The organism is Pseudomonas sp. AC242 (assembly GCF_979258655.1).
Genome location: NZ_OZ409873.1, coordinates 54,093 through 70,000 on the forward strand (window position 1 = coordinate 54,093; position 15,908 = coordinate 70,000).

The window sequence follows — 15,908 nt, forward strand, 5'->3', positions numbered from 1 at the left end:
GTTTATTCCCTTAAACATTTGCATTGTGGAGAAGTTCGGCAGCGACGGTACGCCATTCATTCATTGAGCTTTCGCTGTTCAACTTCAAGATGTCACGCAGTTTTTTCAACGAAAGCCCCGTGTTTTTGGATAATTCAAGGTGGCGGATGATCCAGTCCAGTTGCTGCATGTTTTCAACTTTCTCCGTGGGTAACTCCTTGGTCAGAGTGGTCAGGGATTGCTCGGTAACAAGAAAATTTGCCAACGCGTCGTTGGCTGTTTTTGAATCATTGGTACGGGAAAGTTTTAGTAAGCCGAGAAGCTCGTGACTCGCGCCTGGATTGTGCCGGCTGTAATTGGCGAAGCGTTCGAGACAATAGAGGTCTTGCAGTTTAAATGCGCTTCCCCAGTCCGATTTGATTAGTTTGTAATCGCTCAGCAAGTTGAGCAATATTTCGCTGCTTATGTTTAATGCCTGGCAGATTTCAGCGGCGGCCAGTGACTCGCGTAATAGCAGGGATTTTCCTTTCTTGATTTCCTCACATATTTTTTGCTCGGTGGTATTGGCCATTTTCATGACGCACGGAACGTATTGCACCGAAAGCCCTGCGACGTCCTGCAGCAACTGGTGCACAGCAAGGGCCTGTTCTTTTTCAGCGGTGGTATCTCGCATGGCACTTATCGCAGCGACATGCACGGGAAGTGTTTCACGAGCAGAAGGCAAGTGGCGTTTGAGCATGCGCAACAGTTGTGCGACTGTAAGGCCGGCTGATCGTAACCAAGTCATCACCCCGTCCAATGCCATCAACAGATGGAGGATGTCGGGTTCGCATTTGCTGCTCAATTCTCCTGATACCAGCAATCGCTCGAATGCTTTGCCCCCCAGTAAATTGACTAGCTCCGTGCATTCAAGGGGGGATAAACCAAACAGCCGCGCTATGCGTGCCTGACGATAAAGAGATGAAGCGGTCTGTAAGTTTTGATGCAGGCTTTTCAAGTGGGTTGTGGCCAATTTTATGCACAAGTCGCGCGACTCTTGCGTAATTTGAAGATCCATACCGTCGGCAAGGCGGATGGCAGATATTTCAGGGAGTCCTCCTTCTTGTTTAAATAAATTGGCTGCCGGGAGATCGCGGTGGAAAACACGATCAAACAAAGAAGCCCGGCCGTTGACCGACTGGGTGGGTAAGCGGTACAGAAGGGCTGCGAATTCCTCTGCCTCAATCCCATAATGTTGATTGAGATATTGATAAACACCCACGGCGCGCAGCGTGGACCTGGGAATAAATGTGTCACTGCCATCGCTGTAAATTGCACTGTAGACCAGAGTGTCGAGTTCCCCCGGTGAAATGTTGCTCCACCTGTGCAAACGTATCATGCGCTGGACACGATCAAGGGCAGTAAACATATGTGCGTCTGGATTTTCGTAAGTCAGCGAAATGATTTTTTCTTCGCTGTCGGGTGCTTTGTCCACTACAAGGTGCTTATCGCTTGATGGGTATGATCTGGAAATTTGAAGATCAATGAATTGTTTGATTTCCGACGGCGAGCAATGGGTTTGGGAGGCAAACAGGTTAAGGTCGTAGCGACCTTCGTTTATCATCGATCTATCTACAACGCTGTGTATAGCACCTGTCTCCGTGTCTGTTGGACTGCTATATTCCGCGAGCTTGGCCGTCAGGATTTTGATTTGCCTTTCGCTCAGATTCGACATCTTTATCTGAGCTTTACAAAGCAGTTCCACGTTTACCTTGTCAGAGTCCTGAAAAAACATATTTGGCAATTGCAATTTATAGTCAAGAATGCCCAATCCAAGGTTCTTCGCAGCGAGCGCTACTACACATTGTCGATGAGGGTGATGGTAGGGGAAGAAAAGAGGTTTAGACTGTATGGACATTATCTCCTGAGACGTCTTGTCGTTGTCGTGCTTTGGGTGATTTTTTATTTTATCGCCCAGCACCCTGTTGACGAGTTGCAATGCCGGGAGTGGTTCAAAAACACTGGAAGCATCTATCTGTTGAGTGGCAATATCTGGACGAATCGCGCTTATTCTGCGCGCGTATTTTTCTTCCGAATCAAGCTGGCCCGAAAAAATGTACAGGGCGCGCAGATAAGCTGCTGGCGAGTCGATAGCATTTAAATCGTTTTGGGCGCAAAAACTATTCCAATTTTCTTCAAATAGTTTTTCATAAGTTGGCGCAACGCCATTTAGAGCGCGCTTATCGCGTTTTTTATCTGTCTTGTGAAGCTGGCGCTCCATTTGCTCCCGTGTTATTTGCCGGGCAAGACTGCTGGCGTAGTCGTGAGCTATTTCGGCATTTAGCTTTTTACCGGGGGTTTCTTGTATTTGCTTGTATTGGTCTCTGGACAGTTGAGCCACGCTGAGAGTGGATTCCATAGCTATGTCATGTATTTCAAAAGTCTGAGGGGTTGCAGTTTTTGCAGTGCCTGCAGTGGCAGTAAGTATTTTGAGTTTGTTAAGTTTTATGTCGCTCATTGTTTGGCTTTCCGGTTAATATTGTTTCTTTCGGGCAATGAACATAACTTACTGCGGGGAGTTCTAATTGTAGGAATTTTCTCTATTGCAGGTAAGGCGAAAAAATTTGAACTAAGTAGTTGGTAGGTAAACTTCTGAAAGGATTATTCTGCTTCGGCTTTATTGTTCTTTGCCTGGTTTTTGCTGGTTGTTTGTTTCCAGACATGCATTGGAATCGTCTGCTTGATTTTTTATAAAAGGTTTCGCTGACGAAAATATCAGGGTGTGATTTTCATTAATCACGACAAAACATACTCATTAGCGACACGACTTACCTCTCCACGAAAATTACTTTCATGGAATTTGAAATCTCGATCTCGAAATGATTTATGAGTTTCAAAACCCATTCGAACGTGACCCTTTCGAGGAGTACCGCATGACACCTTCCTTCGGCTATTGGCTGCTGGTCTATGCTGCCGTCGCCATCATTGCGCTGATCGTGTTGATTGCCCGTTACCGGCTCAACCCGTTCATCGTCATCACCCTGATTTCCATTGGTCTTGCGCTGGTCGCGGGGATGCCGCCGTCGGGTGTGGTGGGGGCGTATGAGGCCGGGGTGGGCAAGACGCTGGGGCATATTGCGCTAGTGGTCGCGCTGGGGACGATGCTCGGCAAGATGATGGCCGAGTCCGGCGGCGCCGAGCAGATGGCGCGTACGCTGATTGACAAGTTCGGCGAGAAGAACGCGCATTGGGCGATGGTCTGCATCGCCTTTCTGGTCGGGCTGCCGCTGTTTTTCGAAGTCGGTTTTGTGTTGCTGGTGCCGATTGCGTTCACCGTGGCGCGGCGCGTTGGCGTGTCGATTCTGATGGTCGGTTTGCCGATGGTCGCCGGCCTGTCGGTGGTGCATGCGCTGGTGCCGCCGCACCCGGCGGCGATGTTGGCAGTGCAGGCTTATCAGGCGTCGGTCGGGCAAACCTTGCTGTATGCGATTGCCATCGGCATTCCGACCGCGATCATTGCCGGGCCGCTGTACGCCAAATTCATCGTGCCGCGCATTCAATTGCCGGCGGATAACCCGCTGGAAAAACAATTCCTCGACCGCGAACCGCGCGACAAACTGCCGGGTTTTGGCATCACCATGGCGACCATACTGTTGCCCGTGGTGTTGATGTTGATCGGCGGCTGGGCCAACCTGATTTCCACGCCGGGCAGCAGCTTCAACCAGTTCCTGTTGTTCATCGGCAACTCGGTGATTGCCTTGCTGCTGGCGACCTTGTTGAGTTTCTGGACGTTGGGTATCGCCCAGGGTTTCAACCGCGAATCGATCCTCAAGTTCACCAACGAATGTCTGGCGCCGACTGCCAGCATCACTTTGCTGGTCGGTGCCGGTGGTGGCTTGAACCGCATTCTGGTCGATGCTGGCGTGACCGATCAGATCGTCGGCCTCGCTCATGAATTCCACCTGTCGCCGCTGATCATGGGCTGGCTGTTCGCGGCGTTAATGCGCGTCGCCACCGGTTCCGCGACCGTGGCCATGACCACCGCGTCCGGCGTGGTCGCACCAGTGGCCATTGGTCTGGGTTATCCACACCCTGAGCTGTTGGTGCTGGCGACAGGTGCCGGGTCGGTTATCTTTTCCCACGTCAACGACGGCGGCTTCTGGTTGATCAAGGAATACTTCAACATGACGGTCGCGCAGACGTTCAAGACCTGGACCGTGCTCGAGACGTTGATCTCGCTGGTCGCATTCGGCCTGACCGTCGGCCTTTCTTATCTGCTGTAACCGGAGCCCGCCGCCCATGGACATCCTCTACCAGATCCGCGCCCGCCAGGATTCCTTCAGCGCCGGTGAAGGCCGCATCGCCCGTTTGATGCTCGATGACGTTGGTTTCGCCGCCAGCGCCAGCCTCGAAGACCTCGCGCAACGCGCCGAAGTCAGCACCGCCACGCTGTCGCGTTTCGCCCGCACCGTGGGCTGCCGCGACCTGCGTGATCTGCGCCTGCAACTGGCCCAGGCGAGCGGCGTCGGCAGCCGATTTCTCGACCCGGCGGGCACGCCTGAGCAGTCGGCGTTTTACGGGCAGATCGTCGGCGATATCGAAACCACGCTGCGCCAGCACCTGGCCGGGTTCGACGAGTCACGCTTCGCCGATGCGGTGAAATTGCTCGGTCAGGCACGGATGATTCACGCCTTCGGCATGGGCGGTTGCTCGACGCTTTGCAGCGACGAATTGCAGGTTCGGCTGGTGCGCCTCGGCTACCCGATTGCGGTGTGTCATGACGCGGTGATGATGCGCGTCACCGCCGCCAGCCTCAACGCCGAACAAGTGCTTATCGTCTGTTCGCTGACCGGCATCACCCCGGAATTGCTCGAGACTGTCGAGCTGGCGCGCAACTACGGCGCGCGCATTCTGGCGATCACCCGCGCCGACTCGCCACTGGCAGAACTGGCCGACATCGTCCTGCCGCTGCAAGGTGCAGAAACCTCGTTCATCTACAAACCGACGGCGGCCCGCTACGGCATGCTGCTCGCCATCGATGTGCTGGCGACCGAGCTGGCACTGGCCAATCCTGAAGACAATCAAGAGCGTCTGCGGCGGATCAAACTCGCCCTCGACGAATACCGTGGCGGCGACGATCACCTGCCGCTGGGAGACTGACATGCTGTACGACACCTTGATTCGCAACGCCCTGATCATCGATGGCAGCAACGTGCCCGGCTACCACGCGGACGTGGCGATTCGCGATGGCCGCATCGAGCGTATCGGCGACTTGCACGATGCCACTGCGACCGAGGAAATCGACGCGGCCGGGCGCGTGCTGGCGCCGGGTTTCATCGATGTACACACCCACGACGACACTGTGGTCATTCGCCAACCCGAGATGCTGCCCAAGCTCAGCCAGGGCGTGACCACGGTGATTGTCGGCAACTGCGGGATCAGCGCTTCGCCCGTGACATTGAAGGGCAATCCGCCGGACCCGATGAACCTGCTCGGCACGGCGGCGGCATTCGTTTATCCACGCTTCAGCGACTACCGCGCGGCGGTCGAAGCGGCCAATACCACTCTGAACGTGGCGGCACTGATCGGCCATACGGCGCTGCGCAGCAATCATCTCGATGACTTGTTCCGCACCGCGACGCCAGAAGAAATCGCTGCGATGCGTGAGCAGTTACGCGAAAGCCTTGAGCACGGTGCGTTGGGTTTATCCACAGGTCTGGCGTACGCCAGCGCCTACAACGCTTCCACCGATGAAGTGATGCAACTGACCGAAGAGCTGACGGCATTCGGCGCGGTGTACACCACGCATTTACGCAGCGAATTTGCCCCGGTTCTAGAGGCGATGGACGAGGCGTTTCGGATCGGTCGACATGCGAAATCGCCAGTGATCATTTCCCACCTCAAATGTGCCGGCGTTGGTAACTGGGGGCGCAGTCCGCAACTGCTCGCGTCATTGGAAGAGGCCGCCAAAACTCATCCGGTCGGCTGCGATTGTTATCCGTACGCGGCGAGTTCATCGACACTGGATTTGAAGCAGGTCACCGATGCGCATCGCATCACAATCACCTGGTCGACGCCGCACCCGGAAGTCAGCGGCCGAGACCTGATCGACATCGCTGCCGAATGGAATCTGCCGTTGCTTGATGCCGCGAAACGCCTGCAACCGGCGGGTGCGGTGTATTACGGGATGGACGAGGCGGATGTACGAAGAATCCTCGCTCATCCGTTGTCGATGGTCGGGTCTGACGGACTGCCGGAAGACCCGTTCCCGCATCCGCGCCTGTGGGGTGCTTTCCCACGGGTTCTCGGACATTTCAGTCGTGATATCGGGCTGTTTCCGCTGCACACCGCCGTACACAAGATGACCGGTCTGTCGGCGGCGCGATTTGGTTTGAAGGAACGCGGTGAGATTCGTGAAGGGTATTGGGCGGATCTGGTGTTGTTCGATCCGGCGACGGTGCGTGATGTCGCGGATTTCAATGAGCCGCAACGGGCCGCGCAGGGCATCGACGGCGTTTGGATCAACGGTGTTTTGAGTTATCGCAACGGACAGGCGAATGGTCGCAGGGAAGGGCGGTTTCTCGCTCGCCACGGTGATCTGCGCGACAACTTTCACTGAGGTTTCGCGGACTGCGTCACAGTGGTGGCACATTGCGACTAAAGAAAGCCATCAACAGGCCGAATTGCTGATATCCACCCCGTCTACACTGTGGGGCCAATCAGTCAGGGAGCACCCCATGAGCTTCGGCAAAACCACCCCGATCCTGCGGATCTTCGATGAAGCCAAAGCTGTCGAGTTTTACGTCGATTTTCTGGGTTTCAAGATCGACTGGCAGCATCGTTTCGAGGCGAATTTTCCGTTGTATCTGCAGGTGTCGCGTGGGGAGTGTGTGTTGCATTTGTCCGAGCATCATGGCGATGCGTGCCCGGGTTCGGCGCTGCGGATCGAGACGGATGAGCTGGAGGCGTTTCAGCAGCAGTTGGTGGCCAAGGATTACAAGTTTTCGCACCCGGGCATTCAGGCGATGCCGTGGGGGAGTCAGGACATGACGATCGTTGATCCGTTTGGTAATCGGCTGGTGTTTACCAACGCGATCTGTCTCTGAACTGAACAGCCCCTCACCCTAGCCCTCTCCCAGAGGGAAAGGGGACTGACCGAGGTGTCTGGCGCTGTACATCGACCTGAAAGATCTGCAGCGATTATGGATTTACGGCAGCACTTTCAGGTCGGTGTATCTAGTGAACATCCCACGGTCGGCCCTCACCCTAGCCCTCTCCCGGAGGGAGAGGGGACCGATCCGGAGATGCTTGAGAGATACACCGACCTGAACCTGCTCGGTCGAATCCATAATCGACTCGGTCATTCAGGTCGATGTATAGCGCCAGACACCTCGGTCGGCCCCCTCTCCCTTTGGGAGAGGGCTGGGGTGAGGGGAAAATGGCCCACCGAAAAAAGGAGCCCGCCACCTAACCATCACAGTTTGGGTCGCGGGCTTTTTCGTTACTCGGTCGGCACGAACTTATCGAGCACCTGATTGACGGCCATTTCCGCCACCATCACCACTTGCGCGATGCCTTGCAGGGTCTTGCGGTGCGAACCTTCGAGCACGGCGGCGAAGTCGTTGAGCATCACCGAGGCAGAACCCAGTGTTTCGCAGGCGTCGACCAGCAAGGGTTCAGTCGCGGATGCCGGGTTGGCCATGTAGAGGCGGTTGGGTTGGTAAGGCGTGGCCATGATCTGCGCGGTGGGTGGGGCGAGATAATGGTCGAGCGCGCGCTCGGCGGCTTCGTGGAATTTCTTCGAATCGGCGGATTCGTAGGGGGAGGCCGGGTCAGTGACCGGCGGGTTTGGCGTTACTTTGAACATGGGAGCGTACCTTTTAAAGCCGCATCCATTTCGCCGCTAAGCAAAAGGGAGGCAGCTGTGCGCAAGTTAGCGGACCGGTCGCATCCCACCCCGGCGCACCCGAAGGTGCCATGCGCACAGCTACCATTAAGCGCAGGCAAATACCTGACTGGATGATACTCGTGCAGCGGGGAGCGAATGTAGCCGAGCCGCTAAGCTCGATCACTGGGAATCAGTGACGCAATCAAGTTACGCAGCATGCTCAGGGCGCACAAGCCGGCGGATTCTGGCGCAGGCGTAGGCAGCGGCGCAAGGATTTGTGGGCTGTTTCGCGTAACGCTGAGTGTCTTTAAACACCTGTGGTGCGGGATGTTTATTGCGCTCAAGTATCGAGGATTTACCTGTAGGAATTGGGTGCTGCGACTGACGTCTTCGCGAGCAGGCTCGCTCCCACATTGGGTCCGCGGTGAACATCGAATTTGTGAGCAGCCGAGATCAAGTGTGGGAGCGAGCCTGCTCGCGAAGGGGCCAGAACATTCACCCCCGATGCATCTGCCGAAACTCCCCCGGCGGCATCCCGCGTCGGCTCTTGAACGTGCGGTGAAACGACCTCGGTTCGGTAAACCCCAGATACTGCGCAATGTCCTGAATCGGCAACGTGCTGTTGAGCAAATAATGCTCAGCCAACTCCTGACGCAGATCATCGAGAATCTGCTGATACGACGTCCCCGCCTGATGCAACTGCCGCTGCAACGTGCGCACGGAAACAGCGAGCTGTTCGGCGACCTGCTCCTTGCGTGGCAAGCCTTCCTTGAGCAACTGCCGCAGGATGTTCTTCACCTGCTGCTCCAGCGACGCATCCTCCAGCGTTGCCATCAAGCCCAGCGCATGTTCTTCCAGCGTGCGCAGCAACTGCGCATCGGCCTGACGCAACGGCAACTGCAAATACGCCAGCGGCACGACCAGCGCCGAATACGGCTGATCGAACAACACCGGGCAATCGAAAAACCCTTCGTACTGCGCTGGCGTGGCCTCGGCCGGGCATGGATGTTCGAGCCAGACTGCGGCCGGCGACATCTGCGTATCAGCGATCCAGCGCGCATAGTGCAGCCATGACCCCAACACGTTTTCCACCAGATGCCGACGAATCCGTGGACGCTGATACCGGCACGTCCAGATCAGATGCACGTGGCCATCCAGCACCTCGGCGCGGCTGACGCCCATGTCGCCCACCAGTTTCTCGAACGGCATGATCCGGCTCATCGCATCGCCCAGCGTCGCGCAGTTCATGGTGATGTAACCGAGCACGCTCCACGAATTGGGCAGGACGAAATTCGCCGCGTTAAGCCCGAACAGCGGATCGCCCGAGTGTTCGCAGAAATAATCCAGCAACCGTTCATGCGCCTCACCGGGCAAACGCAGGGTGTTGTCGCTCAACTGCTGCGCCTGCAAACCCGCTGCCGCCAACGCCGGCTCGATGGCCATGCCCAGCTGTTCGGCGTGGCGCAGGTATTTGAGCAGCGGCGGAACCGAGGTGAAGCCAAGCGATTGCATGATCCCATTCCTTTGATCAATGGCGGCGGAGGCTGACGAATAGCCTGAAAGGTAATTTGAAACCCCGACTAAAGTAAATGGCTGACGCTTGCGCGACGTTTGACTCAATTGGCTACACGAACTGGCCGGATGCGACCGTGACACTTTGCGGCCGCTGGCTAGTATGGGGGCCTGAAATATCACTGATCCGACGGTTAGAAGGACACACGCATGCGACGCTGGAACGGCTGGGGAGATGCAACCACGGTGGTCGAACTGCCGGCCCAGGGCGCGGAATTTCTTCATGAGCGACTGGGCGAGGGGCGCGCGCTGCCCGATGCTTCGCTTGAGGCCGCATTGGCGCGCGTGCCTACATCGCGATTGCAAGCACATACCTTGTACAGCGTCGATGCCAATGACCGTTTGCTGCATGCGCGGGGCCAGAGCCTGCCGGACTGGCTGGCGTTGCGTGAAGGTGCTTTGGGCAATTATCCCGATGCGGTGGCGTTCCCCGAGACCGCCGAGCACATCCGCCAATTGCTGGCGCTCGCTCACGAGCAGGACCTGTGCCTGATCCCGTATGGCGGCGGCACGTCGGTGGCCGGGCACATCAATCCGCCGGATTCGGCGCGGCCAGTGGTGACGGTGTCGCTGGCGCGTATGAGTCGCCTGATCGACCTCGACGAACAGAGCCTGCTGGCGACGTTTGGTCCCGGTGCGAGTGGGCCGCAGGTGGAAAGTCAGCTGCGGGCGCGGGGCTACACCCTGGGGCATTTTCCGCAGTCTTGGGAGTTGTCGACGCTGGGCGGTTGGGTGGCCAGCCGTTCGAGCGGTCAGCAGTCGTTGCGCTATGGCCGCATCGAGCAATTGTTTGCGGGCGGAACCTTGGAAACCTTTGCCGGGCCTTTGGAAATTCCAACCTTCCCGGCCTCTGCCGCCGGGCCTGATCTGCGCGAGGTGGTGCTCGGTTGCGAGGGCCGTTTCGGGATCATTTCCGAGGTCAAGGTGCGGGTCAGCGCATTGCCTGCTGATGAGCGTTTCTACGGCGTGTTTCTACCCAACTGGCCGCAAGCGCTAAGGGCGATCCGCCAATTGGCCCAGGCACGCGTACCGCTGTCGATGCTGCGCCTGTCCAACGCCGTGGAAACCGAAACGCAACTGGCGCTGGCCGGTCATCCGCAACAAATCGCCTGGCTGGAAAAGTACCTGAAGCTAAGGGGGGCGGCAGAGGGCAAATGCCTGCTGACCTTCGGCGTCACCGGCAATCGCCGGCAAAACGCATTGTCGCTGACGCAGGCGCGGCAGCATCTGAAGGCGTTCGGCGGCGTGTTCACCGGTACCTTGCTCGGCAAGAAATGGGCGCAGAACCGCTTCCGGTTCCCCTACCTGCGCGAGAACCTGTGGAACGCCGGTTATGTGGTCGACACCCTCGAAACCGCTACCGACTGGAGCAACGTCGACAACCTGCTCAACCTTATCGAAAACAGCCTGCGCGAGGCCTTGGCCGCTGAGGGCGAGCGTGTCCATGTGTTCACCCACCTGTCCCACGTCTACGGCGAAGGTTCGAGCATCTACACCACTTACGTGTTTCGCCCGGCGGCGGATTACCCGGCGACGCTGGCACGCTGGAAAGCGCTCAAACACGCGGCCAGCCAGACCATCGTCGACAACCACGGCACCATCAGTCACCAGCACGGCGTCGGCAAGGATCACGCGCCGTACCTGTTAAGCGAGAAGGGCGCATTGGCGATGGATACCTTGCAGGCGTTGAGCAAACACTTTGATCCGGCCGGGCGCCTCAATCCCGGCACGCTGCTGCCGGAGTGACGGCGATGAATCCGGACTGGAACGCCGCATGGCGTCAGCAGATTCTGCCGACGCTGGCCGAGGAAAGCTGGGACCTGATCGTCATCGGCGGCGGCATCAGCGGCGCCGGAATCCTGCGGGAAGCCGCGCGTCGAGGCTGGCGCTGTCTGCTGCTGGAACAGCGTGATTTTGCCTGGGGCACCTCTAGCCGATCGTCGAAAATGGTCCATGGCGGTTTGCGTTACATCGCCAAGGGCCAGTGGCGCCTGACTCGTGATTCGGTACGTGAACGTCAGCGCTTGCTCGACGAAGCGCCGGGGCTGGTCGAGCCGATGAGCTTTATGATGCCGCACTATCGCGGCGGCTTTCCCGGGCCTCGGGTGTTGGGTGGCTTGCTGAGCGTTTACGACGCCCTGGCCGGACGGCGCAGCCATCGCTTTCATGATGCGCAACAACTGCGTTATCTGGCGCCGGGTGTGAAGGAAAACTACTTGCTCGGTGGCACCTGTTTTGTCGATGCGCTGACCGATGATGCGCGGCTGGTGATGCGTGTGTTGAGCGAAGCGCGGGCCGATGGCGCTGTCGTGGTCAATGGTGTGCGCGTCGAACATCTGCTGCGTGAAAACGGCCGAGTGTGCGGCGTTGAAATCGAAGATTGCGAGGGCGGCGCTACCCTGCAATTGCGCTGCGGTGTGCTCGCTGTGGCGACTGGTGCGTGGGCTGAGCGTTTGCGGCCGACTGAGGCACCACGGCAATTACGCCCATTGCGTGGCAGTCATGTATTGCTGCCGGGTTGGCGTTTGCCGGTGGCGCAGGCGTTCACTTTTCTGCATGAGCGCGATCGGCGTCCGGTGTTTGTTTTTCCGTGGGAGGGCGCGACGGTGGTCGGTACTACAGACCTCGACCATCGCGACGATCTGGATCAGAGCGCGAGCATCAGCGCTGAAGAACTCGGCTATCTTCTGGCGGCCTGCACACAACAGTTTCCCGGCGCCGAAGTGAGCGCGGCGGATGTGTTGTCGACCTGGTCCGGCGTACGTCCGGTGGTGGGCAGCGCGGGTGCGCATCAAGACAAGCCGTCGAACGAAACCCGCGAGCATGTGCTGTGGCAGGAGCCCGGTTGCGTGACGTTGGCCGGCGGCAAGCTGACCACGTTTCGCCCGCAAGCCATCGAAGTGCTCAAGGCCTGCGCGAGCATGCTGGGTCGCACGTTTGTCGATGACGCCGCGCCAGTGTTTGCTGCTGTGCCTGCGCTGTCGATTGCTGAATTGAGCAGCCAACAGTGGCGACGTCTGGCCGGACGGCATGGCCGAGAACTGCCAAGGCTGGCGCAATTAATCAAAGAAATCGGTCACGCCACGGTCGGCGCCACGGACACCTTGTGGGCGGAATTGGCCTTCGCCTGCGAAGCGGAAATGGTTTTGCACCTCGACGATCTGCTCCTGCGCCGCACGCGTCTGGGCCTGCTGTTGCCGCGCGGTGGCGAAGAATATTTCACCGCCATTCGCCAACTCTGCCAGCCACGACTGGCCTGGCGCGACGAACACTGGCAGCAGGAAGAACAGCGTTATCGGGCGTTGTGGCAACGCCATCACGGTTTGCCGGATGCCACGCCTTGATGCCCCTTGAAGAGAGCTCCATGGATAACCACCCGAACAAGCGTTACCTGCTGGCCATCGACAACGGCACCCAGAGCGTGCGCGCGCTGCTTTTCGATTTGCAGGGCAATCTGCTCGGCAAAGGCAAGGTCGAGTTGCAGGCGTATTACTCGACGCAGCCGGGCTGGGCCGAGCAGGATCCGGAGTATTACTGGGCGAAACTCGGCGAGGCGTGCCAGCAAGTGTGGGCGCAGACCGGCATTGATCGTTCGCAGATTGCCGGGGTGTCACTGACCACTCAGCGCGGCACGGTGATCAATGTCGATGCCGAGGGCAAACCGCTGCGCCCGGCGATTCTGTGGCTCGATCAACGGCAGAGCGAAGTCGAAGGCGGGATCAAAGGACCGTGGGGCTGGTTGTTCAAACTGGTCGGCGCGCAAGGCACCGTGGATTATTTTCGCGCTCAGGCAGAGGCGAATTGGATCGCTCAGCATCAGCCAGAAGTGTGGGCGGCGACGGATAAGTTTTTGCTGTTGTCCGGGTTTCTCACGCATCGCCTGTGCGGGCGCTTTGTCGACTCGGTGGGTTGCTGCGTCGGCTATCTTCCGTTCGATTTCAGACGGCTGAAATGGGCTGCGCCGAGTGACTGGAAATGGCAGGCGCTGGCGGTGCGCCCCGAGCAATTGCCGAGCCTGCAAAAACCCGGTGAAACCCTTGGCTACATCACCGCTGAAGCGGCTCGCCACACCGGTATTCCCGAAGGCTTGCCGCTGATTGCAGCGGGGGCTGACAAGGCTTGCGAAGTGGTCGGTGCCGGTGTGGTTGATGCGAGCACGGTGTGCCTGTCTTACGGCACTACGGCGACGATCACCAGCACCCGCTCGCGCTATCTGGAAATCGTCCCGTTGATTCCGCCGTACCCGTCAGCGGTGCCCGATCAGTTCAACTGCGAGGTGATGATTTATCGTGGTTACTGGATGGTCAGCTGGTTCAAGAACGAGTTCGGGTTGCGTGAAATGCAGCAGGCCAAAGAACAGGGCATCGAGCCGGAGCAGTTGTTCGATGCACTGGTCGATGCCGTTCCACCGGGATCGATGGGTTTGATGCTGCAACCGTACTGGTCGCCGGGGATTCGCGAGCCGGGTGTCGAGGCGAAAGGAGCGATGATCGGCTTCGGCGACGTGCACACCCGCGCGCATATTTACCGGGCGATTCTGGAAGGACTGGCGTATGCCTTGCGCCAGGGCATGGAGAATATCGAGCGGCGTTCGAAGGTCTCGGTCAAGCGTCTACGCGTTGCCGGTGGCGGTTCGCAGAGTGATGCGGCGATGCAGCTCACGGCGAATATTTTCGGCCTGCCGGCGGAGCGTCCGCATGTGTATGAAGCGTCGGGTCTGGGCGCGGCGATTTGTTGTGCGGTGGGATTGGGGCTGCATGCGGATTTCCCCACGGCCATCGCGGCGATGACCCGGGTCGGCGCGGTTTTCACACCGCAGCCCGAGGCCCGGAAAATCTATGAGCAACTGTACAAAGAGGTCTACCTGCGCATGTACCGCCAGCTGAAACCGCTGTATCAAAGCATCCGCAAAATCACCGGATACCCCGCCTGAAAGAACACCATCAATCCCCTGTAGGAGCTGCCGAAGGCTGCGATCTTTTGATCTTGTTTTTTAAGATCAACGTCAAAAGATCGCAGCCTTCGGCAGCTCCTACAGGGAGCGTATTGCGATTCGATGTGGCGCCATCGGAGAACTTTTCTGGTGAGATCGGACAGTGTCAGCGCCGGGGTCGGTTGTTAGGCTCATCCCCCTCGGCACCGCCAATAAGAACGACAAGCAATGAAGCTGACCTTCCTCCTGTTGCTGCTTTGTGCAACAGCCCCGAGCGCCTGGGGCTGGTCGAACCATACGGTCGGCAGCTATCTGGCGTTGCAGGATCTGCCGGCGTTGCGTGATGCACCGCAGGTTGAAGTCGAGCCGCTGGAGCGGTTTCTCACCGAGCAATACCCGGCCGTGCTGGCGCTGCTGGAGCAACAGGAAAGCTTCGCCCGCGCGCACTTCACTCAGTACCCGCCACGCCCCGACAATCTGAAATTGCCCGCAGTGCCGAGTGACAATCTGCGCCACGACTTCCTCACGGCGCTGCGCATCAATCCCGAAATACATCTGGCAATGGTCATCCAGCCATTGCCCGGCAAAGACCTGCCCGAGCGTGAGCACTTGCAGGCCAATCAAGTCATGGTCGAGCAAACCCTGTCACCGTGGAATCGCCAGCGTTTCATCGTCGTTACCGAGCACGAAAAAGTCGCGCCTCTCGTGGTGCTCGCCAGCGCCGCCGACGAACCGGATTACGGCCACGACATCAACCTGTTCAGCGACAACCCCGGCGCAGTCGGCGCGGTCTATGGCTTCGGCCCGCAGCCGTTCGGCGACGCGCGTTTCCAGTACAGCTCGCAGGCGCCGTTCCACATGGGCTTCTTCCATGAAAGCGCGGTGGTGTATGCCGCTGCTGGTTTCCTTGAACGCAGTTGGCCGGACTGGCGCGCCTATCAATACATGGGCCTGGCGCGATTGGCGTTTGCCAGCGGTCATCCGTATTGGGGTTATCGCTTTCTCGGCTGGGGCCTGCACCACATTCAGGACCTGACCCAGCCGTATCACGCCAAGCCGTTGCCCGGTGTCGACCTGGCCAGTCTTCTGTTGCTGGAAGGCAAGGCAATCGCCGGTTTCGCTGAGGACAAACAAGCCTCGATCGAACGCGTCGCCACCCGGCACATGGAAGTGGAGAAGTATCAGTCGACCTGGCTGCGTCGCGTACTGCGCGCCGGTCAGCCGCACCCGATGCTGGCGGCTTACGCCGATGTGGCTCAGGACAAAACCTACCCGCCGTACTCGGTCGACTACCTGCGCGAAGTGGTCAGTGCCGAGTCGGTCAACGATTCCGCAGCGTTCGACGAGGCCATCGGCCAGTGGCTGGAAACCGCGCCCGTCAGCAGTGATTTCAGCAGCGGCAATCAACTTCATAGCGAAGATTTCGATCACCCGGCACTCAATCAGCAGCTGTTGAAGTTGCTAGGGCATTTCGGCGCGCACAGCCGGATTTACGTCAGCGCGGGATTGGCGCCGTAGCGCGGTAACGAACACCAAAACAATAAAAACAGGGAAGGA

General features: G+C 58.4%; 11 protein-coding genes. 8 read left to right on the plus strand and 3 right to left on the minus strand.

What is annotated here, in order from left to right; genetic code table 11:
* Nucleotides 1-10: 10 nt before the first annotated feature.
* Nucleotides 11-2,476, minus strand: a complete 2,466-nt coding sequence (locus ACZZ0A_RS00200; RefSeq protein ID WP_463542362.1) for a Tc toxin subunit A — start codon at nucleotides 2,474-2,476, stop codon at nucleotides 11-13.
* A gap of 415 nt (nucleotides 2,477-2,891) precedes the next feature.
* Between ACZZ0A_RS00200 and ACZZ0A_RS00205 the strand changes: the two genes are divergently transcribed.
* The 4 genes from ACZZ0A_RS00205 (at nucleotide 2,892) to ACZZ0A_RS00220 (ending at nucleotide 7,064) form a co-directional block, all read left to right on the plus strand.
* Nucleotides 2,892-4,241, plus strand: coding sequence for a GntP family permease (locus ACZZ0A_RS00205; RefSeq protein WP_401394546.1), 1,350 nt, complete (start codon nucleotides 2,892-2,894; stop codon nucleotides 4,239-4,241).
* A 16-nt stretch (nucleotides 4,242-4,257) separates the two neighbouring features.
* Entirely contained in the window at nucleotides 4,258-5,118 is an 861-nt protein-coding gene (locus tag ACZZ0A_RS00210; protein WP_095191405.1) for a MurR/RpiR family transcriptional regulator, read from the plus strand.
* A 1-nt stretch (nucleotide 5,119) separates the two neighbouring features.
* The gene (locus ACZZ0A_RS00215; protein WP_007911552.1) at nucleotides 5,120-6,577 is read left to right on the plus strand and encodes an N-acyl-D-amino-acid deacylase family protein; all 1,458 of its coding nucleotides are present in this window, start codon (nucleotides 5,120-5,122) and stop codon (nucleotides 6,575-6,577) included.
* 118 nt (nucleotides 6,578-6,695) lie between these two features.
* Nucleotides 6,696-7,064, plus strand: coding sequence for a glyoxalase superfamily protein (locus ACZZ0A_RS00220; protein WP_007911550.1), 369 nt, complete (start codon nucleotides 6,696-6,698; stop codon nucleotides 7,062-7,064).
* 395 nt (nucleotides 7,065-7,459) lie between these two features.
* Here ACZZ0A_RS00220 and ACZZ0A_RS00225 read toward each other — a convergent pair whose 3' ends face one another.
* Together ACZZ0A_RS00225 and gliR are read right to left on the minus strand one after the other, a co-directional pair.
* Complete coding sequence (locus ACZZ0A_RS00225; protein WP_077570959.1) at nucleotides 7,460-7,825, minus strand: DUF6124 family protein; 366 nt, start codon at nucleotides 7,823-7,825, stop codon at nucleotides 7,460-7,462.
* A 516-nt stretch (nucleotides 7,826-8,341) separates the two neighbouring features.
* Entirely contained in the window at nucleotides 8,342-9,358 is a 1,017-nt protein-coding gene (gene gliR, locus ACZZ0A_RS00230; RefSeq protein ID WP_463542363.1) for an AraC family transcriptional regulator GliR, read from the minus strand.
* Between the two features lie 210 nt (nucleotides 9,359-9,568).
* Here gliR and ACZZ0A_RS00235 point away from each other — a divergent pair, with 210 nt between their 5' ends.
* From ACZZ0A_RS00235 to ACZZ0A_RS00250, 4 genes are all read left to right on the plus strand, one after another.
* Nucleotides 9,569-11,164, plus strand: coding sequence for an FAD-binding oxidoreductase (locus tag ACZZ0A_RS00235; RefSeq protein ID WP_463542364.1), 1,596 nt, complete (start codon nucleotides 9,569-9,571; stop codon nucleotides 11,162-11,164).
* Nucleotides 11,165-11,169: 5 nt separating this feature from the next.
* Nucleotides 11,170-12,762: a glycerol-3-phosphate dehydrogenase/oxidase gene (locus ACZZ0A_RS00240; protein ID WP_463542365.1), complete on the plus strand. Its 1,593-nt coding sequence runs from the start codon at nucleotides 11,170-11,172 to the stop codon at nucleotides 12,760-12,762.
* Nucleotides 12,763-12,782: 20 nt separating this feature from the next.
* Nucleotides 12,783-14,351, plus strand: coding sequence for an FGGY-family carbohydrate kinase (locus ACZZ0A_RS00245; protein WP_463542366.1), 1,569 nt, complete (start codon nucleotides 12,783-12,785; stop codon nucleotides 14,349-14,351).
* Nucleotides 14,352-14,579: 228 nt separating this feature from the next.
* Nucleotides 14,580-15,869, plus strand: coding sequence for a phospholipase (locus ACZZ0A_RS00250; protein WP_463542367.1), 1,290 nt, complete (start codon nucleotides 14,580-14,582; stop codon nucleotides 15,867-15,869).
* Nucleotides 15,870-15,908: the final 39 nt, after the last annotated feature.

Excerpts from the sequence above, each read along its gene's own strand:
- ACZZ0A_RS00220 (WP_007911550.1), top strand. The coding sequence starts at position 6,696 with ATGAGCTTCGGCAAAACCACCCCGATCCTGCGGATCTTCGATGAAGCC.
- ACZZ0A_RS00215 (WP_007911552.1), top strand. The coding sequence starts at position 5,120 with ATGCTGTACGACACCTTGATTCGCAACGCCCTGATCATCGATGGCAGC.
- gliR (WP_463542363.1), bottom strand. The coding sequence starts at position 9,358 with ATGCAATCGCTTGGCTTCACCTCGGTTCCGCCGCTGCTCAAATACCTG.
- ACZZ0A_RS00240 (WP_463542365.1), top strand. The coding sequence starts at position 11,170 with ATGAATCCGGACTGGAACGCCGCATGGCGTCAGCAGATTCTGCCGACG.
- ACZZ0A_RS00250 (WP_463542367.1), top strand. The coding sequence starts at position 14,580 with ATGAAGCTGACCTTCCTCCTGTTGCTGCTTTGTGCAACAGCCCCGAGC.
- ACZZ0A_RS00245 (WP_463542366.1), top strand. The coding sequence starts at position 12,783 with ATGGATAACCACCCGAACAAGCGTTACCTGCTGGCCATCGACAACGGC.
- ACZZ0A_RS00210 (WP_095191405.1), top strand. The coding sequence starts at position 4,258 with ATGGACATCCTCTACCAGATCCGCGCCCGCCAGGATTCCTTCAGCGCC.
- ACZZ0A_RS00235 (WP_463542364.1), top strand. The coding sequence starts at position 9,569 with ATGCGACGCTGGAACGGCTGGGGAGATGCAACCACGGTGGTCGAACTG.
- ACZZ0A_RS00205 (WP_401394546.1), top strand. The coding sequence starts at position 2,892 with ATGACACCTTCCTTCGGCTATTGGCTGCTGGTCTATGCTGCCGTCGCC.
- ACZZ0A_RS00225 (WP_077570959.1), bottom strand. The coding sequence starts at position 7,825 with ATGTTCAAAGTAACGCCAAACCCGCCGGTCACTGACCCGGCCTCCCCC.
- ACZZ0A_RS00200 (WP_463542362.1), bottom strand. The coding sequence starts at position 2,476 with ATGAGCGACATAAAACTTAACAAACTCAAAATACTTACTGCCACTGCA.